The organism is Xanthomonas sp. DAR33341 (assembly GCF_003992815.1).
GTDB lineage: Bacteria > Pseudomonadota > Gammaproteobacteria > Xanthomonadales > Xanthomonadaceae > Xanthomonas > Xanthomonas cissicola.
The window spans coordinates 1-23,127 of sequence record NZ_QEYV01000041.1 but is presented as its reverse complement, the minus strand read 5'-3'; the positions used below and the strand labels follow the sequence as shown (position 1 = coordinate 23,127).

Genomic DNA, 23,127 nt, shown 5'->3' with positions numbered 1-23,127 from the left:
CAGAAAGTGGACGCTAGTGCGCCGTTCATGCTGCATCGCGATATGCCGATATGCATATCCACCCAGGCGATCGCAGCCACAAAATGCAATGTTGCGGCGCAACAAAAAAGCCCATGACAGGACGTCATGGGCTTGATGTTTGGTCGGGGTAGCCGGATTCGAACCGACGACCACTAGTCCCCCAGACTAGTGCGCTACCAGGCTGCGCTATACCCCGAAGATGCTGCGTTCCGCCGCGAGAGCGGCCTGCGATTATAGCGGCTTTGTGAAACGTTTTCCTAGCGGCGCAGCAGTTGCAGGACTTCTTCCAGCTCCATCCGCACCTGCTTGATGATCTGATTGCTCAGCGCCGACTCGCTCTTGGCGCCTTCGCCTTCCAGACGCAAGCGCGCACCGCCGATGGTATAGCCCTGCTCGTACAGCAGCCCACGGATCTGACGCACCATCAGCACGTCATGGCGCTGGTAGTAGCGTCGGTTCCCGCGCCGCTTGACCGGCTCCAGGCTGGGAAACTCGGTTTCCCAATAGCGCAGCACATGCGGCTTGACGTCGCATAGCTCGCTCACCTCACCAATGGTGAAATAGCGCTTGGCCGGGATCGGCGGTAGCTCGCGATTACTGCCCGGATCCAGCATAAGCCTCCACCCGTTCCTTGAGTTTTTGGCCAGGGCGGAACGTCACGACCGTCCGTGCCGAGATCGGAATTTCTTCGCCGGTCTTGGGATTGCGACCGGGCCGTTGGTTCTTTCGCCGCAGATCGAAGTTGCCGAAACCCGACAGCTTCACCTGACGGCCCTGCTCCAGCGCATCGCGCAGCACATCGAAGAACGCGTCGACGAATTCCTTTGCCTCACGCTTGTTCAGACCGACCTCGTCGAACAGACGTTCGGCCATCTCCGCTTTCGTCAATGCCATGCCAACCCCCTGGTTACCGCCTCAACTCCGGATCCGGGCGCGATGCTCGCGCTCGATCACGGCCACCACGTCGGCGACGACCGCATCGATGTCCCGGTCGGTGAGAGTGCGCGAGTTATCCTGCAAAATCAAGCCCATAGCAAGACTCTTGAAACCTGGCTCGACCCCTTGCCCGACATAGCGGTCGAACAATTGCACCTCACGCAACAATGGCCCGACCGTGGTGCGTACGCTGGCCGACACTGCCGCCCAGCTCACCTCGTCGGGCACCAGGAAGGCCAGATCGCGGCGCACCGAGGGGAAACGCGACAGCTCGCCGGCGCGCGGCAAGGTCCGCTGGACCAAGGGTATTAGCTGCAACTCGAACGCGATCACGTCCACGTCGATGTCCAGCGCCTTGGCCAGACGCGGATGCACCTGCCCGATCCAGCCGATACAGACGCCCTCGCGATAGACATCGGCCGACCGGCCCGGGTGCCCGAATGGCCGCGTCGACGGCTGGAACTCCAACTGCGCGCCACTGGCCGCAGCCAGTGCCATCAGGTCGCCCTTCAAATCGTGGAAATCCACCTTGCGCGCTGGCTCGCCCCACTGCAGCGCCAGCGCATCGCCGCACACCGCCGCGGCAACGTGCTGCGATTCCCCGGGTGCTGCACCGGTTTCGGCCGCAGCCGCGAACACCTTGCCCAATTCGAACAAGCGCACCCGCCCAGCCTGACGTGCAGCATTGCGGCCCAAGGTGGCGACCAGGCCCGGCAACAGGCGCGGACGCATGATCGCCAACTCCGCACTGAGCGGGTTCGCCAGCGGCACCAGCCCTTCTGTGAGCTGCCAACGCTCCAGCAAGGCGGCATCGACGAAGGCGTAATTGATGGTTTCCTGCAGCTCGCGCGCCACCAGTTGGCGCCGCACGCTGAGCTCGTCCAGCTGGGTTTCGCTTGGCATCGCGATGCGACTGGCGCCACCAGGCAGCGTGGTCGGCACCCGGTCGTAACCGTGGATACGCGCCAGCTCTTCGATGAGATCTTCTTCGATGGCGATGTCGAAGCGACGGCTCGGCGCCACCACTTCCCAGCCTTCGGCAACCGTCTCGACGTGCATGCCGAGCGCACGCAGCATACGCACGACGTCGGCATCGTCGATCTGGATACCGAGCACGCGTGCAATGCGCGCGCGGCGCAGGCGGATACGCGCCGGCTGCGGCAGATGCTCCGGCAGCTGCGCATGCACCACCGGGCCAGGCGTACCGCCGGCCAGTTCCAGCACCAGGCGCGTGGCCACTTCAATTGCCTGCGGCGGCAACGCCGGATCCACGCCACGCTCGAAGCGATGCCCGGCATCGGTATGCAGGCCGAGTTTGCGGCCGCGCCCCATGATGGCCGCAGGGTCGAAGTACGCCGACTCCAGGAACACATTGCGCGTGGTTTCGGTGACGCGCGTGTCCAGCCCGCCCATCAAGCCGGCCAAAGCAACCGCACGCCCGGCATCGGTAATGGTCAGAAAACTGTCGTCCAGCGTGACCTGGCGCCCGTCCAGCAGCGCCAGCTGCTCGCCAGCGCGGGAACGGCGCACACCGATCGGGCCGTGCAAGGTCTCCAGGTCGAATGCGTGCATCGGCTGGCCCAGCTCCAGCATTACGTACTGGGTGATGTCCACCAGCAACGACACCGGACGCACGCCGCTGCGGCGCAGCCGCTCGGCCAGCCACACCGGCGTCTTGGCGGCCGGGTCGATCCCTTCGATCACACGACCGCAATAGCGCGGCGCATCCTTACCGGCGTCCAGTTCCACTGCCAGCGAGCGCGTGGACACCGGCGCCACGGCAACGGCGTCGAACGCCACCACTTCGCTGGCGCACGCGGCGGCCACGTCGAAGGCGATGCCGCGTACGCTGAAACAATCGGCGCGATTAGGGGTGAGCTTGATCTCGATGCTGGCATCGGGCAGGCCCAGATACTCGGCCAGCGCCTGCCCAACCGGCGCATCGTCCGGCAACTCGAACAGGCCCGACGCATCGCTGTCCAGACCCAGTTCCTTGGCCGAACACAACATGCCGTTGGACGCCACACCACGCAGCTTGGCCGCAGTGATGGTCAGCTCGCCGATCTTCGCGCCGACCAGCGCCAACGGCGCCACCAGACCCGCACGCGCATTCGGCGCGCCGCACACGATCTGCAGCAGCTCGCCCTGCCCGGCATCGACGCTGCAGACCTGCAGACGATCTGCTTCGGGATGACGCACCGCCTCGACGATACGCGCCACCACCACCTGACCAAGCGACTCGCCCAGCGGCGTGACCTCTTCGACTTCCAGACCGATCGCCGTCAGCGTCGCGGACAGTTCATCGCGCGTGGCCTGGATCGGAACGTGGCTGCGCAGCCAATTTTCAGAGAATTTCATGAGAGGCCGAGAATCGGGAATGGGGAATGGGGAATCGCAAAAGCGGGGTTGTCAGGCCTTGGGGAGCGAACCGATGGAGCACATGGCTCTTACGATTCCCGATTCCCAACTCCTGATTCCCACCATCAGGCGAACTGCCTAAGGAAACGCACATCGTTCTCGAAGAACGCACGCAGGTCGTTGACGCCATAGCGCAGCATCGCGAAGCGCTCCACGCCCAGGCCGAAGGCGAAGCCGGTGTAGCGCTCAGGGTCGATACCGACGCTGCGCAGCACGTTGGGGTGCACCATGCCGCAGCCCAGCACTTCCAGCCAGCGCGTGCTGCCGTCAGGCTGCTGCCAGGCGATATCCACTTCCGCGCCCGGCTCCACGAACGGGAAATAGCTGGGGCGGAAACGCATTTCGAAATCGCGTTCGAAGAACGCACGCACGAACTCGGACAAGGTGCCCTTGAGGTCGGCGAAGTTGGAATGCTCGTCCACCAACAGGCCTTCGACCTGATGGAACATCGGCGAGTGGGTCTGATCCGAATCGGAGCGATACACCTTGCCGGCCGCGATCATGCGCAGTGGCGGCTTATGCGCATCCATGTAGCGCACCTGCACGCCCGAGGTATGGGTGCGCAGCAGGCGTCCGTCGCCGAAATAGAACGTGTCGTGCATCGCGCGCGCAGGATGGTGCGGCGGGAAATTCAGCGCTTCGAAGTTGTGCCAGTCGTCCTCGATTTCCGGGCCGTCCGACAGCTCGTAACCGAGCCGGGCGAAGATTTCGACGATGCGCTCCAGCGTGCGCGTCACCGGGTGCAGACCGCCGCGTTCGCTGCGGCGGCCCGGCAAGGTGATATCGATGCGCTCGCCGGCAAGACGGGCATCCAGCGCGGCGGTTTCCAGGGTGTGTTTGCGTTCGGACAAGGCCGCGGTCAGCGCATCGCGCGACAGGTTGATCGCCTCGCCAGCCGCCTTGCGCTGCTCTGCCGGCAACGTCCCGAGCTGCTTGAGCTGGGCGGTAATGCTGCCGCTCTTGCCCAGCAATGCGACACGCAAGGCTTCCAGTTGGTCCGGCGTCTGCGCCGCGGCAACATCGGCCAGCGCGCGTTCGGTCAGGGATTGAATCTCACTCATTGCACTTGCGCCTCAACTGCTAGCCGAACGGTGTTCCCGGATACACCGGAACGCATTGTCACTGCATCGCTCTGTCATCGCCCGCTTGGCGACTTCGCAAAAACGCAAAAGGGGAAGGACTCGCGCCCTTCCCCCTGCATATCTGCTTTGTCCTCATCAGAAGCCGGCACAAGAATGTGCAAGCCCCTACGAGAAACTACCCTGTCAAAAGTCCGCACATGGATGTGCGGGCTCTTGCGAGGGACTCGCACTATGCCGCCAGCGCGCCCTTTGCCTTCTCGGCCAGCGCGGCAAAACCGGCGGCGTCGTGCACGGCGATATCGGCCAGCACCTTACGGTCCAGGGTGATGCCAGCCTTGAGCAGGCCATTCATGAAACGGCTGTAGCTCAAGCCGTTGATGCGGGCAGCCGCATTGATGCGGGTGATCCACAGCGAACGGAAATTACGCTTCTTCTGCTTACGGCCAATGTAGGCGTACTGCTGTGCCTTGATGACCGCCTGCTTGGCAACGCGGAAGACCTTGCGGCGAGCGTTGTAGTAGCCCTTCGCCAGGGTCAGAATTTTCTTGTGGCGGCGGCGCGCCTGCACACCACGCTTTACTCGTGCCATGGTTCAGTCCTCAGAGATAGGGAAGCATACGATCGAGACGGCCTGCGTCCTCGGCACGGACGTGATTCGTCTGCCGCAGGTTGCGCTTCCGCTTGGTCGCTTTCTTCGTGAGGATGTGGCTACGGTTTGCGTGGCCGCACTTGTACTTGCCGGAGGCGGTCTTGCGGAAACGCTTGGCCGCCGCCCGGTTGGTCTTGATCTTGGGCATTGCAATGTCCTTGATGGTGTTTTGTCACTGACACGGGCGGCAATCTTGCGACCACGCTTTCCATCCTTGCCCTTGCCTGCTTGTAAGTCCTTGATCGAACACGATCCGGACAGGTCCTGGTGCCGCTCGCACGGCTCCCCGGTAAAACCGGGCCGCGCAGTCTACCCGTTAACGGGAATTATTGCAAATCGTTGAGCTTGCGACGCAACGGACCGGCCGGGCCCGTTGCAGCGCCGAATCGGATCCTCAGACCTTCTTCTTGGGGGCGATCATCATGACCATCTGGCGCCCTTCCAGGCGAGGACGCGACTCGATGACGATGTCGTCGCCCAGATCGGCCTCGATCCGCGCCGCCATCTCGCGACCAAGCTCCTGGTGGCTCATTTCACGGCCACGGAAGCGGATGTTGACCTTGACCTTGTCGCCCTCTTCCAGGAAGCGGCGCATGTTGCGCAGCTTGATCTGGTAGTCGCCCTCGTCGGTGACCGGGCGGAACTTGAGTTCCTTGATCTCGACCTGCTTGGTCTTTTTCTTGGCCTCGTTGGCCTTTTTCTGCTGCTCGAACTTGAACTTGCCGAAATCCATGATCTTGCAGACCGGCGGATCGGCCTGCGGCTGGATTTCGACCAGATCCAGGCCTTCTTCTTCGGCCTTGGCGAGCGCTTCGTCGCGCGACAACACGCCGACCATCTCTCCGTCGCTGCCGATCACGCGAACGCGCGGCACACGGATTTCTTGGTTCTTGCGGTTCTGTTTGTTGTCAGGGGTACTGATATTGCAATCTCCCAGAGGAATCGAACCGGCGCATCCGGATCATCCAGACCGGCCGGGGTTGGCTCACGCTGCCTGCTCTGCCTGCAGACGTTCGATGAAGGCCGAGACCGTCATGGTCCCAAGGTCCTCGCCTGAACGGGTCCGCACGGCGACAGCGCCATTTTCCTTCTCGCGGTCGCCGACCACGAGCAGATATGGCACGCGTTGCAGCGTATGCTCGCGAATCTTATAACCGATCTTCTCGTTACGCAAATCGGCGCTGACACGGAAGCCTTGATTTGCAAGGGTTTTCCGCACAGAGTCGACATATTCAGCCTGAGCATCGGTGATGTTGGCGACAACGACCTGCACCGGGGCCAGCCAGGACGGGAAGGCACCGGCGTGGTGTTCGATCAAAATGCCGATGAAACGCTCCATCGAGCCGACAATGGCCCGGTGCAGCATGACCGGATGCTTCTTCTGGCTGTTCTCGTCCACATACTCGGCGCCGAGACGGCCCGGCATCATGAAATCGACCTGCATGGTGCCAAGCTGCCAGGTGCGACCGATGGCGTCCTTGAGGTGGTACTCGATCTTGGGGCCGTAGAAGGCACCCTCGCCCGGCAGTTCCTGCCATTCCACCCCGCACACGCCCAGCGCGCTGCGTAGCGCGGCCTCGGCCTTGTCCCAGGTGGCATCGTCGCCCAGGCGCTTTTCCGGACGCAGCGCAATCTTGATCTGGATGTCGTCGAAGCCGAACGCAGTGTAGACCGCCAGCGCCTGCTGGTGAAAAGCGGTGACTTCGGATTCGATCTGCGATTCCAGGCAGAACACGTGCCCGTCGTCCTGGGTGAAGCCGCGCACGCGCAGGATGCCATGCAGCGCGCCGGAGGGCTCGTTGCGGTGGCAGGCGCCGAACTCGCCGTAGCGGATCGGCAGGTCGCGGTAGCTATGCAGGCCCTGGTTGAACACCTGCACGTGGCCGGGGCAGTTCATCGGCTTGACTGCGTAGGTGCGCTTCTCCGATTCGGTGAAGAACATCGCGTCCTGGTAGTTGTCCCAGTGGCCGGATTTCTGCCACAGCGACACGTCCAGGATCTGCGGGCAGCGCACTTCACCGTAGCCGCTGTCGCGGTAGACCTTGCGCATGTACTGCTCGACCACCTGCCACAGCGACCAGCCCTTGGGGTGCCAGAACACCAGGCCGGGCGCTTCTTCCTGAAGGTGGAACAGGTCCTGCGCCTTGCCGATGCGTCGATGGTCGCGCTTGTCGGCTTCTTCCATGCGCAGGATGTAGGCGTCCAGCTGTTTCTTGTCGGCCCAGGCGGTGCCGTAGATGCGCTGCAGCTGCTCGTTCTTGGCATCGCCGCGCCAGTAGGCGCCGGAGATGCGGGTCAGCTTGAACGCCTTGAGGAAACGCGTATTCGGCACGTGCGGGCCGCGGCACATGTCCACGTATTCCTGGTGGTAGTACAGGCCCATCGCGGTGATGTCCTCGGACATGTCCTCGATCAGGCGCAGCTTGTACTCCTCGCCGCGCTGGGCGAATACCTCGATCACTTCCGCGCGCGGAGTGACCTTCTTGATCACGTCGTAATCCTGCGCGATCAGTTCCTGCATGCGCTGCTCGATCGCGGCCATGTCTTCGGGCGTGAACGGGCGCTCGCTGTAGATGTCGTAGTAGAAGCCTTCGGCGATGACCGGGCCGATCACCATCTTGACCTCGGGATACAGCTGCTTGACCGCGTGCCCGACCAGGTGGGCGCAGGAGTGGCGGATGATCTCCACGCCCTCGGCGTCCTTGGCAGTGATGATGCGCAGGCTGGCGTCATGGTCGATGACGTCGCTGGCATCGACCAGCTGGCCGTCGACCTGGCCGGCGATGGTGGCCTTGGCCAGGCCGGCGCCGATCGACTGGGCGATCTGCATCACCGAGACGGGGGATTCGAATTCGCGGCGGCTGCCGTCGGGGAGCGTGATAGTGATCATGGGCAAGAATGAGGTCTGGTCTGGCTGCAGCGGTCGGCTGCCATGGGAGATCTGGCCATCGCTGGACAGGATCGGAGGACAATGCGGGACGTGAGGCAAGACGGCGCCATGCAGGCGCTCTGCGCGCTGGCGCAGGCAGGGATCAGCGGTGGGCGGTGGTAGTGCTCATGTCGCACGCTGGGCCGGCGCGGGGCGCGGGCCACCTTCTCGCAGGGGGTCTTGGGCGTGAATGGTAAACCAATCAGACGCCCGCTGCGTACGGCGGCACGGCGCTGGCAGGCGCATGGCATGATGCCGGCCACCTGTCCTGCCGTTGCCAATCATGACCATCAAGGGTAAAGCCACCTCGCTGGATATCGCCTACCTGGCCGGCGTGTCGCAGCCGACCGTGTCGCGCGCACTGCGCGGCAGCCCGATGGTCAACGAGGAAACCCGCAAGCGCATCCTGCGCATCGCCCGCGAGCTGAACTACAAGGTCGACAAGAACGCCTCCTCGCTACGGCTGCGCAATGCCGGCACGCTGGCACTGCTGTTCTTCGAAGACCCCACTGCCGACGACTCGCTGATCAACCCGTTCTTCCATTCGATGCTGGGCTCGATCACCCGTGCCTGCGCGCTGCAGGGCTACGACCTGCTGGTGTCGTTCCAGCAGTTGTCCAAGGATTGGCAGGCCGATTATGAAGACAGCAACAAGGCCGACGGCATCATCCTGCTGGGCTATGGCGACTATCAGCAATCGCGCCAACGGCTGCAGCTGCTGGTCGAGCAAGGCACCCACTTCGTGCGCTGGGGCGCGGCCCTGCCCGGCCAGCCCGGCATTTCGATCGGCAGCGACAATTACCAGGGCGGGCTGGACATTACCGACCATCTGCTGGCGCAGGGCTGCCGGCGCATCGCGTTCCTCGGACACGCGTCCAACCACTACCCCGAATTCGAAGAACGCTACCGCGGCCATGCCACGGCGCTGGCGCAGCACGGCCTGGTAGCCGACCCGGCGCTGCAGTTCGATGCGATCACCACCGAGTTGTCCGGCTACACCGCATGCCTGGCACTGCTGGACAGCGGCAATGCGTTCGATGCGGTCTGCGCAGCCAGCGATCTGATCGCGATCGGTGCGATGCGCGCCCTGCGCGAGCGCGGCCTGCGGGTGCCGCAGGACGTGGCGGTCAGCGGCTTCGACGATATTGCGTTGGCGGCGTCGGTTGCGCCGGCGTTGTCGACCGTGCAGCAGGACACCAAGCAGGCCGGCACACTGCTGGTGGAAAGTCTGGTTGCCTTGATTCGCGGGGAAGCGGCGCAGAGCCGCACGATTCCGGTGCGCCTGGCGCTACGCGATTCCTCGCGCAGCAGCGGGCTGCAGCCGCCACTGGGTTGGGCGCCGTCCGGCGCAGAGGCAGGCGATGCGATGACGGGTCGAGCCGCGGACGGGGCGGTCAGGCGTTGATTCGGGATCGGGACCCGGGACAGCGCGCCGGTTGGGTTGCGAGATCTCGCAACCCGCTGGGTGCGTCGTAGGAGCGCCCGCGGGCGCGACGCGTTACCGGTAATGCCTGATCGCGCCCAGATGCGCTCCTACCTGTTGCGCGCGTCGCGCGCGGCCTGCTCGGCCATCTGCAGGTCGAGCTGCTGGCGCAGGGCCGGGTCGGTGATCGGCGCATCCGACAGCAACACGCGCACGCCATGCGCCGGCACCGCTGTTGCGAAACCACGCTGCACCTGCAACTGCTCGCCATTGATCGCATCGCGCCATGCGCCGGGCTGCAGGAAGCGCGTCACTTGAATGGTGGCTGCGGTATCGGCCTTGTTGAGCAGCACCAATGCGGTTTGGGTTGTGCCAGCATGCTGATAGACGCGCAGGAACGCGGCTTGATTGCCACGCAACTGCACATCGACCTGTACGCCACGCTGCAATGCCGGGGTGTTGCGACGCACCTGGGCGATGCGTTGCAGCGGGCCGAAGATCGGGCTCTGCGGTGCGGTACGAATGCGCTCGACGCCGAAGTAATTGCGGTTGCCGGCATGTTCGGCACGCCCACGCATGAAGCCGATTTCCGAGCCGTAATAGATCACCGGAATGCCGCGGGCGGTGAACAACCAGTTGTGCGCATCGATAAATCCGTTATCGCTGGCATCCAGACGCGCCATGTCGTGGTTGTCGTAGAAGCTCATCAACGCGTAGGGGTTCGCATAGGGCCCTTGACGCAGGAACAAGGGCGCGGCGAGTTTTTCGAAGCCGGCCTGTTCATGACCGAATACCGCGGCAAGCTGCTGTTTCAGCGGGAAATCCAGCACGCTGACGCCGGCATTGCGCGTCCAGGTATGCCCGGCGATCTTGTTGGCGTCGTAATCGAAGGCTTCGCCGAACATGAAAAAGCCCGGGCGTTTTTCACGTATGCGCGCCACGAAGGCATGCCAGAAGCGATCCGGCATCCAGCCGATGGTATCGATGCGAAACGCATCGGCGCCCTGCTCCATCCACTGTAGGTATGCGCCGGCCAGATAATCCAGCACCGCCGGATTGTTTTCGTTGAGGTCGGACAATTCCGCCAGGCCGCCGCCGGTGTTGTAGAAGGCATGCAATGGGTTGTGCTGCGGATCCAGTTGCGCGGGCGCAAGGTTCTGGTGGTCGGCGACCAGGCGCCCCTGTGCATCGTAGAGCTTGCCAAAGCCGGGTTGCGCCTGCGGCATGGTGTAGGCCGGCGAACCATGGTTCCCCACGATGTCCAACACGACCTTCAGCTTGCTGGCGTGCATGGCACGGGTAAAGCCGGCGAAATCCAGGCCCGGGCTGGGCAGATGTTCGTCGAGCGTGTAGAAGTTGACGCCCCAATAGCCGTGATAGCCGGTCTTGCCATGGTCGCTGAGCGTGCTGCCGCAGGTGATCGGCTTGCCGCCGGTAAACGCTTCGTCGGGGTTGTCGACGATCGGGGTGATCCACACCGCCCCGAAGCCCAGGTCGCGGATGTAATCGGCATGCTCGACGATGCCCTTGAAGTCGCCACCGAGATAGCCGATGTTGTCCTCGCTGCCGTCGGCGCATGGTGTGGGCACATCGAAGGTGCGATGCGCACCGCCCTGATCGCGATGGTCGTTGCCGGTATCGCCGTTGACGAAGCGGTCGGTCACCACGAAGTACACCGCCTCGGCGGCGAACGGCTCCAGGGTGCCGTAGTAGTCCTTGGCTGCAGGCGCCGCCATCGCCACGCCTGCGTACATCGTCAACGCTACATACATCGCACTGCGCATCATTGCCCTCCCGAGGCCACTGGAACCCGCACCACGCACACACCTGCAATCAACAGGCTGAGCCCGCCAATGGCCAATGCATAGATCGGCTGCCCGCCCAGCCACGCGCGCAGCACAAAGCCCAGCGCGCTGGCGGCGACCAACTGCGGAATCACGATAAAGAAATTGAAGATGCCCATGTACACGCCCATCTTGGGAGCGGGCACGCTGTCTGACAGCAAGGCATATGGCAGCGACAGGATCGAGGCCCAGGCGAAGCCGACGCCCAGCATCGACAGCAGCAACCACTGCGGGTCGCGGATGACCAGCATCGACAACAAGCCGGCGGCACCCAGCCACAGATTGCACAGATGGCTCCAGCGCAAGCCGATCGCACGCACCAGCAGCGGGATTACCACTGCAGCCAATGCAGCGAAGCCGTTATAGGCGCCGAACAACACGCCGACCCAGTTTGCGCCATCGTTGTAGGCCGCCGAAGCGGTGTCGCTCGCACCGAAATGCACCTGCGTCACCGCGGCAGTGGTGTAGATCCACATCGCAAACAAGGCAAACCACGAGAAGAACTGCACCCAGGCCAGGCGACGCATCGTCATCGGCATGCTGCGCACGTCCTGCACGATCGCCACCAGCATGCTGGTGGCGGGCAACATGCGGGCCAGGGCAAGCAAGACGCCGTAGGCGAAACACAACCCGGCCAGCACATACAGCATGCGGTCGCCGTGCTGCCAGGCGATGGCCGCGGCGAGCAGCACGCCCAGACCGCACCACAGCACGCTCGCCATGGATGTCGGCACCATGCCAGTGCTTACCGCCTGCGCGAGAGGCGGATGCGCATCGTCAAAACCGGCCAACTGCTCTGGGCTGTACTCGCGCGTGCGCAGCACCGTCCAGGTGATCGACAGGAACAGCACCGCTGCACCGAGGAAGAACGCGTAGCGCACGCTGTCGGGCAACTGACCTGGCGGCGCGGTGTTGGCAATGCCCCAATGGGTCAGCAGCCAGGGCAGAAAACTCGCGACGATCGCGCCGATGCCGATGAAGAAGCTCTGCATTGCATAGCCGGTCGGCCGTTGCGACGGCGGCAACTGGTCGCCCACCAGCGCACGGAAAGGCTCCATCGAGATGTTGATCGATGCATCCAGCACCCACAGCGTGCCGGCGGCCACCCAGAGCATCGGCGCGTTGGGCATCACCAGCAAGGCCAGCGTGGTAAAGACAGCGCCCACCATGAAATAGGGACGCCGGCGACCCCACGGAGTCCAGGTACGATCGGACAGGTAACCGATGACCGGTTGCACGACCAGGCCGGTGAGCGGTGCAGCAATCCACAGGCCGGGCACGTCGTCGACCTGCGCGCCCAGGGTCTGGAAGATGCGGCTGGCATTGGCGTTCTGCAGTGCGAAGCCGAACTGGATGCCGAGAAAGCCGAAGCACATGTTCCAGATTTGCCAAAAATCCAAGCGTGGCTTGGCGGTCATGGCGTAACCTCCACGCGTGCTGCAGGCCCGACCAACAACGCACTGACCTGCGCAGCGTTGACCACGCCATCGCGGCCGCCGCGACCGCCGTTGTACTGCGCAAAGTGCGCCAACGCGCTCATGTTGAAGCCGTTCTCGAGCCGGAACGTGCAGGCCTGCCCCGCCACCGCATCGAAAGTGACCTGCGTGGAGAGCTGCTCGCCCACGCTATGCGGCATCACGATGACCTGCGATTGCGCGGGTTTGCCTGGGCATTCCAGCACCAGCTGTTTGACCGCGGCGGTGACCCCGGTATTGATCGGGCCGTTGTCGTTGCGGTAACGCAGCGACACCCGATGCACGCCTGCACGTGCCGGACGCCAGCTCCAGCGCTGGCTGCCTGGCAACCGCTGCAGTGGGCCGAGCGTCAGCGACGGGCTATGCAGCGACTCCAGACCATCGCGCCGCCGGGTCAGGCTGAGCACATGCAGCAGGCCATCGTCGGGAAGATCCCAGTGCGCGCTGGCATCGAGTGCGCGGCCGTCCAGATACAGCGTTGTTCCTTCCGGAATACCGATGCGATACGTGTTGCCGATCTGTTGCGCGACCGGCGCCTGTGGCGTCTGCGGTGCGAACACCTGCTCCGGTCGCGGTGGCGGCGTGAGGTCGGCATCGCGCCCAACCAACTGCACCAGCGTGGTCTGACCCTGCCGTTCGATGCGTCCTGCCACCAGCAACTCGCCGGCATCGTTCGCCGGGCGCTGCAGCACGTACCGTCGTGCGCCCTGTTCCAGCACGATCTGCTTGGCCTCGCCAAACAACAGGGGTAGCAAGGACCGCGGCAACTTCGGCTGTACCTTGCCAGCGGCCGACAGGCCGAACACACCCTCCCGCACTGCAGACAAATAGCCCGCCACCGACCACAGCTGGCGTGGCGAGTTCACCACCGGACCGCTGCGTGCGCCCTCTTCCACGTGCACCGCAAGGCTCTGCATCTCGTAGTTTTCCATGTTGGAGCCCGCCAGCGCGCTACCGCGCATCAGCGATTGCAGCTCCAACGCGATGCGTGGCGCATCGTCCAGCGCGCGTGCGGCGCGTAGCGCATAGGCACTGACGAACGGCCAGACAGCGCGGTTGTGGTAGATCGGCTGCGCCGCCTCTTGCGGCCACACAACCGGGCTGCCACCCGCGACCATCGGGTAATTGCGCAACGCAAGGCGTGCCCGCTGTGGCGGAAACACATCGGCCAGCACGCCTAGCGAGAGGCCGAGCAGATCCACCTTGGCGTAGCGCACCGGATGCGCTGCGCTGCCGAGATAGCTGACGTATTGGCTGCTGCGCGCATCCCAGAAACGCCCGTCGATGGCCTGGCGCAGTGCATCTGCCCACCGCGCGTACTGCGCAGCGCGTGCATCGCCATGCTGGCGCGCCAACTGTTCGGCCAGCCGCAATGCCTGGTAATGCAGCACGTTGGTGGAGAGCGCAAAGGATTCGGCAATGAAGCGCACGTCCTCGCGCGTCCAGTCCGGGTAGGTCTGTTCTCGCCAATCCAGAAACGAGGTTTCGCCGCGGTAGAGGCCGATCTGCGCATCGAACACGGCATGGCGGTCCTGCGCGATCGTTGCCTGTAGCGCCTGCCAGACCTCTTCGGCAAACGGTTTGTCGTCCAGCAGGCCGCGTGCGGCAAGAAACCACACCACTCGGTCGCTACTGATCGGCCAACTGCCGCCGGAGCCGGTGTCCTGCGCCACGAACAGTCCCGGCGTGCGCCCATCGCGTGCGGCAGAGAGCTTGAAGCGCAGTGCATTGCGCGTGCGCTCCGGCTCCAGCTGCGCCAACGCAAGATCGGCCGCAAAACTGACATCGCGCGTCCACACGTAGGGCCAGCGCTCGCCGGTTTCGAAGCAGGCGCACGGCACCGGCTTGCCAGCGTTGAAGGCGGGGTCGCGGATCGCCTCGACCCGGTCATCGGCCATTTCCTGCTGTGCCAGCGCGAACAAGGCGTCGAACAGCGGGCTGGCGGTGTGCGTGCGCATCGGTTGTGCCGCAATGCGGCGTTCGCCTTGCGGCCAGCGCAACACGAAGCTGCCATCGTCCAACGCCTGCGCTTGGGCCCGGCGTCCTCGAAATTCCAGTTCGTCGGCCAGTGCCGGCGAGCTTGCCGCAACGCCCAGCGTTGCAGCCATGCAGATCATCTTCAACATCGAAGCGGCAAGACAGCTTGCGCCGTCGGCCTTCCTCCCTCGTTGCACGCGTTGTGGTGCGCGGCACGGACGTGCCACGGGCGCGGACCCTCCCAGGTGCCGTCCGCCATGGTAGACGCGCACTTCGCTGTTCCGCACCACTGCATACGTATTCATGGGTTTCCAGCAGTGCGCAGCACGGCGTATCCACAGCGACGCACTGCATAGTCACTGCTTGCGCAACGGTCACCTTGGGAGGAGATATGCCGCTGTCTTCACGTCGAGCGCACTCGACACTGGGCGCCGCATGGATCGCCCAGCTGCTGGTCCTCACGCTGTTCGGCGGTGCTGCGCCGCAGCTGCATGCCGAAGTCACCACCGTCAGCGTGGAGTCGCCGAACAAGGCGTTGCAGGTCAGCCTTGACGTGGATGGCGGCACGCCTTATTACCGCGTGCAGCGCCTGGGCGAGGCGGTGGTGCAACGCTCGCAACTGGGCTTCGAGCGACGCGACGGCCGGCTGGACCGCGGCATGGTCGTACTTGCACAGACACGTCAAAGTCACGACGACACCTGGGAGCAGCCCTGGGGCGAAACGCGGCTAGTGCGCAATCACTACAACGAATTGCGCGTGAGCCTGGGCGAGCGCGACGGTGCGCAGCGCACCTTTGACGTGATCTTCCGCGTCTACGACGATGGGTTGGGCCTGCGCTACCACTTCCCCAAGCAAGCAGGCATACGCGAGGCGATCATCGACGAGGAAGTGACCGAGTTCGCCATCGCGCAACCCGCCGATGCCTGGTGGATTCCCGCAGGCGAGCCGATCCACTACGAATATCTGTATCGGCACACGCCGTTGAATCAGGTTGCGCTGGCGCATACGCCGCTCACCCTGCGCACCGACAGCGGGCTGCACATCGCACTGCATGAAGCGGCGTTGGTCGACTACGCCGGCATGTGGCTGCGCCGCACCGACAACCAGCGCCTGCGCGCGCAGCTGTCGCCGGCTGCCGAAGGCTGGAAGGTGCGCCGCAGCCTGCCCTTCGATACGCCATGGCGCACGCTGCAGATCGCCGATCAGGCCACCGGCCTGGTGGAATCCAACCTCATCCTCAACCTCAACGAGCCCAACCAGCTGGGCGACGTGAGCTGGATCAAGCCGTCCAAGTACGTGGGCGTGTGGTGGTCGATGCATCTCAATCAACAGACCTGGGCCACCGGGCCCAAACACGGCGCAACCACCGCGACGACAAAACGCTACATCGATTTCGCCGCCGACCACGGCTTTCGCGGCGTGCTGGTCGAAGGCTGGAATCCCGGCTGGGACGGGGAATGGTTCGGCAATGGCGGTAGCTTCGATTTCACCCGGTCCACGCCGGATTTCGACCTGCCAGCATTAACCAAGTACGCCGCCGCCAAGGGCGTGCATCTGATCGGCCATCACGAAACCGGGTGCGCAGTGGACCATTACGAAGATCAGATCGCCGAGGCGATGGACTTGTATGCGCGCTTCGGCGTGGACTCGGTCAAGACCGGCTATGTCTGCGACGACGGCCAGGTGGAACGTCGCAACCCCGCGGGCGGCAACCCGCTGCGCGAATGGCACGACGGGCAATGGATGGCGCGTCACCACCTGCACGTGGTGCAGGAGGCGGCGCAGCGCCACATCGCGGTCAATGCGCACGAACCCATCAAGGACACCGGGCTGCGCCGTACCTATCCCAACTGGATCTCGCGCGAAGGCGCGCGCGGCATGGAATACAACGCCTGGGGCCAGCCGCCCAATCCGCCCGAGCACGAAGTCAACCTGGTGTTTACCCGGCTGCTCGCCGGGCCGATGGATTACACGCCCGGCATCGTCAGCCTGAAGGGCCGCAACGGCCAGGCGATTCCCAGCACGTTGGCGCGTCAGCTGGCGCTGTATGTGACGCTCTACAGCCCGATCCAGATGGCCGCCGATCTGCCCGAGCACTATCTGCAACACCGCGATGCGTTTCGCTTCATCGAAGACGTCGCGGTGGACTGGGACCAGACCCGCGCGCTGAATGGCGAAGTGGGCGATTACGTCACCATCGCACGCAAGGACCGGCACAGCCGCGACTGGTTCCTGGGCAGCATCACCGACGAGCACGGCCGCCTGCTGCGGGTGCCGCTGGGCTTTCTCGAACCTGGCGTGCGCTACACCGCGCAGATCTATCGCGATGGCGACGGCGCGGACTATGCCAGCAACCCGTTCGCCTTCGTGCGCGAAGAACGTCAGGTCGGCAGTGCCGATACGTTGGAGCTGCGTCTGGCACCGGGTGGTGGCCAGGCCATTCGCTTTGTTCCGGCGGGTGGCAAACGCTGATTACGACACCGCTTTGGCGCCAACGCGCACAGCCAGCACGATCGATCGCACGGCGCAGCAGTCCCAGCGCCGTTGCGCATCGCGCATCATGTCGTTGCTGAGCGCAATCACCGCGCTGTTGTCGGCATGGCCCTGGATGGAATCGATTTCATCGCGCGACGCCGCAGTGAATACGTATGCAGTGCACGTTTGCACCCAGGTGCGGTGTCTACCATACGTCGCAGTCGTGACGTCCATCGTGGCACGCGACGCATGACATCCAGGCATCTGCCGGATCAAAAATCAAAAACAACATGTACCTGGGAGGGGAAAATGTTGAAGCACAAGCGCTCTGCGCTGAGTATCGCCCTGGCCGTTGCCATGGCACCGACATGGGCCGCCGCGCAAACGGCAGCGCCTGCACACGCAAGCGACACCCCACAAGGCGCGTCCGAACAGGCTGCTGGCGCGGTCACCGACTTGGACAAGGTCCAGGTCACCGGCCTGCGCCGCGCGATCGAAGGCGCCATCTCGGTCAAGCGCGATTCCACTTCGATCGTGGAAGCCATTTCAGCCGAAGACATCGGTCGCCTGCCTGACGTCAGCATCGCCGAATCGCTGGCGCGCCTGCCCGGCCTGGCTGCGCAACGCGTTGCCGGCCGTGCGCAGGTCATCAGCGTACGTGGCCTGTCACCGGACTTTTCCACCACGCTGCTCAATGGGCGCGAAGTGGTCAGCACCGGCGACAACCGCAGCGTGGAATTCGACCAATATCCATCCGAACTGGTCAGCGGCGTCACCGTCTACAAGACCCTCGATGCCGGCCTGGTTGGTCAAGGCTTGTCGGGCACCGTGGACATGCAGACCGCCCGCCCGCTGAGCTACAACGAGCGCGTGATCGCCATCGGTGGCCGCTATCAGCGCAACTCCTTGGGCAAGGCCGCCAACGTCGACCCGTACGGCAACCGCTTCAATGTCAGCTACATCGACCAATTCGCAGACCGCACCATCGGCCTGACCATCGGTTACGCGCACACCGACATGCCGATCCAGGAAAACCAGGTGGGCCTGTACGAACCGTGGCAGCAGGTCAACGCGCAGCGGCAGCGTCCTGGCGTCGCAGATGGCGTGTATTTCTCCGATGGCATCAAGGCCCTGCGACGCACCGGCAATCAGAAGCGCGACGGCGTCATGGCCACGCTGCAGTATCGCCCGTCCAATGCCTGGACCAGCACGCTCGATGCCTTCCACACCGAAGCCGAGCAGATCGACACCGCCAACCAGTTCGAGCTCAACCTGAGCAACTACAACGGCGGCTACACGCCCGGCCTGAACATCAGCAACGTGCGCGTCAACGATCGCAATACCTTCGTCGGCGGCGATGCCAGCGGCGTCTATCCGTTGGTGCGTGGCATGTACAACAAGCGCGAAGACAAGATCGACGCCTTCGGCTGGAACAACGAAATCACAGCCGGGTCCGTCAAGATCGTCGCGGACCTGAACTACTCCAAGGCCACTCGCGACGAACTGAACCTGGAAAACAATCTTCAGCGCGCCCCCATGCCGCAGCTGGACACCGTGGGCGTGTCGGTTGTCGGCAACGGCTTCTCGCAGCTGTCGCCGGGCATGAATTATTCCAATCCGGATGAGCTGTTCCTCACCAACACCATCTACGGCTCCGGCTACGGCAAGGTGCCGCGCGTGGAAGACGTGCTCAAGGGCGCGCGCCTGCAGGCCAGCTTCCCGATGCCCGAAGCGCTGAGCTGGTTCTCGGATCTGGATGTGGGCGTCAACTACGCCAATCGCGAAAAGCAGAAGACCCAGCCCGAAGGCAATATCACCCTGGGCGCGCAGGGCGAGGCCACGGTGGCGGCGGACCTGCAATACGCACCGGTCAATCTCGGCTTCGCCGGTCTCGGCTCCCTGCCAGCATGGAATGTGCCGGCGACAGTGGCGCGCTACATGTTGTTCAACCCCAGCGACGACGCCTCGTTCCTGGTATCCAAGGCCTGGACGGTGGAAGAAAAAATCACCACTGCCTGGCTGCGTGCGAACATCAATACCGAATGGGGCGAAGTGGGTGTGCGCGGCAATATTGGCGTGCAGCTGCAACGTGCAGACCAGTCCTCGCAGGCCAACTACTGGGACGCCTCGCAGCCGGCCGGTAGCGAAGTGCGGCCCATCGACGATGGCAAGACCTACCGCGACTGGCTGCCCAGCTTGAACCTGGCCTTCCAGTTCCCGTACGAGCAGACGTTGCGCTTTGCGATGGCCAAGCAGGTCGCACGCCCGCGCGTGGATCAACTGCGTGCCTCGCTGGAATTCGGTGTCGACACCTCGACCGGGCGCCCCGGCGCCAGCGGCGGCAACCCCATGCTGGATCCGTGGCGCGCCAATGCCCTGGACATCTCCTACGAGAAGTATTTTGCCGAGCGTGCTTACGTGGCCGCGGCGTTCTTCTACAAGGACCTCAAGAGCTACATCTACACCCAGAGCCGCGACAACTACGATTTCTCCGCACTGGTGGCCGGCTACGTGCCGCCGCCGGGCTCTGCCCCGGTGCTGACCACCGGCACCTTCAGCGCCCCGTTCAACGGCAAGGGCGGCACCTTGCGCGGTGTCGAACTCACCGCCTCGCTGCCGCTGGAGCTGATCTTCGCGCCGTTGGAAGGCTTCGGCATCCAGGCCAGCGCCACCTTCAACGACAGCGACGTCAAGATCCGCGACCCGGAAAGCGTCTCCAGCGTGGGCGACGGTGAAATCAGCCTGCCCGGCTTGTCCAAGCGCGTCTACAACCTGACCGCCTACTACGAGCACAAGGGCTTTGAAGCACGTGTCAGCCAGCGCCGGCGCTCGGACTTCATCGGCGAAATCGGCAATTTCAACGGCAACCGCACGCTGCGCTACGTGGTCGGCGAAAACATCACCGACGTACAAATCAGCTACAACTTCAGCGAAGCCAGCAGCCTGTCCGGCCTGACCCTACTGCTGCAGGCCAGCAACCTCAGCAACTCGCCGTATCGCACGTACGCAGAAACCAAGGACCGTCCACTGGAATACATCGAGTGGGGCCGCACGTTTGTGTTGGGTGTGAATTACAAGTTCTGAGCCATTGCAGGAACAGATAGCGGGCTGTTTGCCCCTCTCCCTCCGGGAGAGGGCTTGGGCTGAGGGTACGGATTCCACACCAACACCCTCGGCATCCAAGAAGCCCTGCTTTCACCTCTTGGTAGATCTCCCGTCAGGAGCGATGGTCTATTACGCGGAATGCAATCAAAACGTCTCGCTCTAGAATCTCAAAATCTCCAACGAAGAAAGCCGCCGGCTAGACACCGGCGGCTTTTCTTTGAACCGCATCTCCCATTCGGGTCGAATCTTTCGGTAGAGGTTGGAAGGATCGAGCGCAATGCCGACACACGCACACTTTGCTTCCTGCAGTTCCTAGCGCAATACATCCTCTGGAAATTTAGCCAAGTCATCGCTCCAGAGTGTCGCTTTTGCAATCGATCTTCATCAAGCAGCCGCTTCCCTGAAATTGATGAACCGAGAAGTGATACATCACCATCTCCTGCGGCGGCACCACTCCATAACCTATCTTGACTTGCCGACCAGCCACCGCGCGTCGCATGCACGCTAACTCGGCTCTCACAACCCACCACAAAAAGCGAGGCATCCCAATGGAACGCCTCGCCGGTGTCAATCAAACATGCTCATAAAGCTCTCTGTGAAACGACCGCGTCACTGCCCGCCCATTGCGCAAACGACAGCATGCCCCGGCAAGCGCACGCGGCCATGCTCGATCACGCCACGCTCCACCCCCGGCACATCGATCTGGCGCCATGCACCTGCAGGCAGTGCCAGCTCGGTGATGTCCGCAGACAAATTGAACGCCAACAGCATGACCTGGCCCGCATGCTCACGCCGGAACATCAGCACCGGCTCTGCGATGTCGTAGAACGCGATCGCCCCTTCGCGCAGGGCCGGCAGGCTCCTGCGCCAACTCAGAAATGCCCGCACTGCGCGCAGCACAGACTGGGCATCGTCCTGCTGCACACTCACTGCAGCCAGACGATGCGGCTCGGACAACGGCAACCACGGCTTGCCGCTGGTGAAACCCGCCGACGGCGCATCGGTCCACGGCATCGGCGTACGGCATCCATCGCGGCCCTTGAAGGTCGGCCAGAACGTGATGCCGTACGGATCCCGCAGATCCTCGAACGCCACATCCGCCTCGCCTAGCCCAAGCTCCTCGCCCTGGTACAGGCAAACCGAGCCACGCAACGAACATAGCAGCGCCACTACCATGCGAGCGAACGCAGGCGACGCATCTTCACCGCCCCAACGCGTCACCGCACGCACCACATCGTGGTTGGAAATGGCCCAGCACGGCCATCCTTCCAACATGGTGGCCTCGAGCCTGCTGACCGTTTCGCGGATGTACGCCGCGCTGTAATCCTGCACCAACAGCTCGAAGCTGTAGCCCATGTGCAAGCGGCCCTTGGCGGTGTATTCGGCCGTGGTCGCCAGCGAGTCTTCCGAAGAGATTTCGCCCAGGCTTACCGCATCCGGATAGCGATCGAGCAGCGCACGCAGGCGCTCCAGGAACGCCAGGTTCTCCGGCTGCGTGTTGTTGAAGTAGTGGTACTGATAGGCGTACGGATTGTCCGCGCTAAAGCCCCGCCCCACCCGCTTGTCGGCCGGCTTGGCCGGGTTATCGCGCAGCTGCGCGTCATGGAAGCAGAAGTTGATCGCATCCAGGCGGAAGCCGTCCACCCCGCGGTCCAACCAGAACCGCACATTGTCCAGGGTTGCCTGCTGCACCTCGGCATTATGGAAATTGAGGTCGGGCTGATCGACCAGGAAGTTATGCAGGTAGTACTGCTCGCGCCGCGGCTCCCACTGCCACGCCACACCGCCGAAGAGCGACAACCAGTTGTTGGGCGGCGTCCCGTCCTCGCGCGGATCGGCCCACACATACCAATCCGCCTTCGCATTGGTCCGGTCCTGACGGCTTTCCTGGAACCACGCATGCTCGATCGAGGTGTGGCTCAACACCTGATCGATCATCACCTTCAGGCCAAGCGCATGCGCCTTGTCGAGCAGACGGTCGAAATCGTCCAGCGTCCCGAACAACGGATCCACCGCACGGTAGTCCGCGATGTCATAGCCGAAATCTGCCATCGGCGACTTGAAAAACGGCGAGATCCAGATGGCATCCACGCCCAGCCCAGCGATGTAGTCGAGCTTGGCGATGATGCCCGGCAGATCGCCGACCCCATCGCCATTGGAATCCAGAAAGCTACGCGGATAGATCTGATAGATGACGGCCCCGCGCCACCATGGTGTCTGCAACATGCACGCCCCTCCCGGGCCACTGCTGGCAGCCAACACGGCCACCGACTAAGGGCGTTAGCCTAGCGGTGTGGCGTGCTACAGGCGTACGCGTGCATACGTATTCATTGCGCTTGCTGAGAGATCGCGAGGCCTTGGTCAAAATTGGGTGGCGTCGCAGCGACACCACAACCTGATATTCGGCGTCGGTGAGCTTGAGCCCTTCCATGTGATCGTCGCGAGTGGCCGTCTGCTCGATCAATGCAGCGGCAATGTCGCTGGCCAGCGCGTCTTCGGGGCTCTGCGTGGCGAAAATGCCCAGGCCGTTTTGCTTTCGGATGGTCTTCTGCTTGTTCTTGGCAAACTCCTTCAGGCCAGCCTTGTCGTCCAGGATCCTCCAGAACTCGTCTATCACGTAGATCAGCGGGCGACCGTCGATCAGCGCTTCCAGGCGGTGCAGCAGGTAGTTGATCACCGGCACGCGCACTTCAGCGTTGTCGATCACGTCGGTGTAGTCGAACCCGATGATCGACGCCCGCGTCAGGTCGATCGTGTCCACCGGATTGTCGAACACCCAACCGAGCGAATTG

At 63.6% G+C, this 23,127-nt stretch carries 15 protein-coding genes, 1 tRNA gene and 2 pseudogenes; 3 read left to right on the top strand and 15 right to left on the bottom strand.

Features of this window, described 5'->3' with window-relative positions; genetic code table 11:
- Nucleotides 1-140: 140 nt before the first annotated feature.
- From EO156_RS21580 to thrS, 9 genes are all read right to left on the bottom strand, one after another.
- A tRNA-Pro gene (locus EO156_RS21580) sits at nucleotides 141-217 on the bottom strand.
- A 61-nt stretch (nucleotides 218-278) separates the two neighbouring features.
- Nucleotides 279-635 (bottom strand): MerR family transcriptional regulator, encoded by a 357-nt coding sequence (locus EO156_RS21575; RefSeq protein WP_005914014.1) that lies wholly within the window; start codon nucleotides 633-635, stop codon nucleotides 279-281.
- On the bottom strand, nucleotides 616-915 hold the full coding sequence (locus tag EO156_RS21570) for an integration host factor subunit alpha (RefSeq protein WP_002811076.1): 300 nt from the start codon (nucleotides 913-915) through the stop codon (nucleotides 616-618). The genes EO156_RS21575 and EO156_RS21570 overlap by 20 nt, the downstream gene beginning before the upstream one ends.
- A 21-nt stretch (nucleotides 916-936) precedes the next feature.
- Nucleotides 937-3,315, bottom strand: a complete 2,379-nt coding sequence (gene pheT / locus EO156_RS21565) for a phenylalanine--tRNA ligase subunit beta (protein WP_016848775.1) — start codon at nucleotides 3,313-3,315, stop codon at nucleotides 937-939.
- A gap of 125 nt (nucleotides 3,316-3,440) precedes the next feature.
- On the bottom strand, nucleotides 3,441-4,436 hold the full coding sequence (gene pheS, locus EO156_RS21560; RefSeq protein WP_005920300.1) for a phenylalanine--tRNA ligase subunit alpha: 996 nt from the start codon (nucleotides 4,434-4,436) through the stop codon (nucleotides 3,441-3,443).
- Nucleotides 4,437-4,686: 250 nt separating this feature from the next.
- Nucleotides 4,687-5,046 (bottom strand): 50S ribosomal protein L20, encoded by a 360-nt coding sequence (gene rplT / locus EO156_RS21555; protein ID WP_003484828.1) that lies wholly within the window; start codon nucleotides 5,044-5,046, stop codon nucleotides 4,687-4,689.
- A gap of 10 nt (nucleotides 5,047-5,056) precedes the next feature.
- Nucleotides 5,057-5,254, bottom strand: coding sequence for a 50S ribosomal protein L35 (rpmI, locus tag EO156_RS21550; RefSeq protein WP_002811096.1), 198 nt, complete (start codon nucleotides 5,252-5,254; stop codon nucleotides 5,057-5,059).
- A 246-nt stretch (nucleotides 5,255-5,500) separates the two neighbouring features.
- Nucleotides 5,501-6,028: a translation initiation factor IF-3 gene (infC, locus tag EO156_RS21545; protein ID WP_074053091.1), complete on the bottom strand. Its 528-nt coding sequence runs from the start codon at nucleotides 6,026-6,028 to the stop codon at nucleotides 5,501-5,503.
- Between the two features lie 63 nt (nucleotides 6,029-6,091).
- Nucleotides 6,092-7,996: a threonine--tRNA ligase gene (thrS, locus tag EO156_RS21540; protein WP_016848774.1), complete on the bottom strand. Its 1,905-nt coding sequence runs from the start codon at nucleotides 7,994-7,996 to the stop codon at nucleotides 6,092-6,094.
- A gap of 322 nt (nucleotides 7,997-8,318) precedes the next feature.
- On the opposite strand from thrS, the gene EO156_RS21535 reads away from it, so the two are divergent.
- Nucleotides 8,319-9,440, top strand: coding sequence for a LacI family DNA-binding transcriptional regulator (locus EO156_RS21535; protein WP_016848772.1), 1,122 nt, complete (start codon nucleotides 8,319-8,321; stop codon nucleotides 9,438-9,440).
- A gap of 128 nt (nucleotides 9,441-9,568) precedes the next feature.
- Here the strand turns inward: EO156_RS21535 and EO156_RS21530 are convergent, their stop codons facing one another.
- The 3 genes from EO156_RS21530 to EO156_RS21520 are packed head-to-tail and all read right to left on the bottom strand — an operon-like array spanning nucleotide 9,569 to nucleotide 14,903.
- Nucleotides 9,569-11,194, bottom strand: coding sequence for an alpha-amylase family glycosyl hydrolase (locus EO156_RS21530; RefSeq protein ID WP_026006779.1), 1,626 nt, complete (start codon nucleotides 11,192-11,194; stop codon nucleotides 9,569-9,571).
- Nucleotides 11,195-11,241: 47 nt separating this feature from the next.
- Entirely contained in the window at nucleotides 11,242-12,720 is a 1,479-nt protein-coding gene (locus EO156_RS21525; RefSeq protein WP_016848770.1) for an MFS transporter, read from the bottom strand.
- Nucleotides 12,717-14,903, bottom strand: a complete 2,187-nt coding sequence (locus tag EO156_RS21520) for a Six-hairpin glycosidase-like protein (protein ID WP_016848769.1) — start codon at nucleotides 14,901-14,903, stop codon at nucleotides 12,717-12,719. The genes EO156_RS21525 and EO156_RS21520 overlap by 4 nt, the downstream gene beginning before the upstream one ends.
- Nucleotides 14,904-15,145: 242 nt before the next feature.
- On the opposite strand from EO156_RS21520, the gene EO156_RS21515 reads away from it, so the two are divergent.
- The gene (locus EO156_RS21515; RefSeq protein WP_016848768.1) at nucleotides 15,146-17,227 is read left to right on the top strand and encodes a glycoside hydrolase family 97 protein; all 2,082 of its coding nucleotides are present in this window, start codon (nucleotides 15,146-15,148) and stop codon (nucleotides 17,225-17,227) included.
- Here the strand turns inward: EO156_RS21515 and EO156_RS21510 are convergent.
- Nucleotides 17,228-17,522: pseudogene (locus tag EO156_RS21510) on the bottom strand (hypothetical protein). It abuts the gene before it with no gap.
- Between the two features lie 17 nt (nucleotides 17,523-17,539).
- On the opposite strand from EO156_RS21510, the gene EO156_RS21505 reads away from it, so the two are divergent.
- Nucleotides 17,540-20,314: a TonB-dependent receptor gene (locus EO156_RS21505; protein WP_016848767.1), complete on the top strand. Its 2,775-nt coding sequence runs from the start codon at nucleotides 17,540-17,542 to the stop codon at nucleotides 20,312-20,314.
- Nucleotides 20,315-20,944: 630 nt separating this feature from the next.
- Here EO156_RS21505 and EO156_RS21500 read toward each other — a convergent pair.
- Together EO156_RS21500 and EO156_RS21495 are read right to left on the bottom strand one after the other, a co-directional pair.
- Complete coding sequence (locus EO156_RS21500; RefSeq protein WP_016848766.1) at nucleotides 20,945-22,561, bottom strand: alpha-amylase family glycosyl hydrolase; 1,617 nt, start codon at nucleotides 22,559-22,561, stop codon at nucleotides 20,945-20,947.
- Between the two features lie 154 nt (nucleotides 22,562-22,715).
- A pseudogene (locus EO156_RS21495) lies at nucleotides 22,716-23,127 on the bottom strand (VirB4 family type IV secretion/conjugal transfer ATPase); the annotation flags it as partial.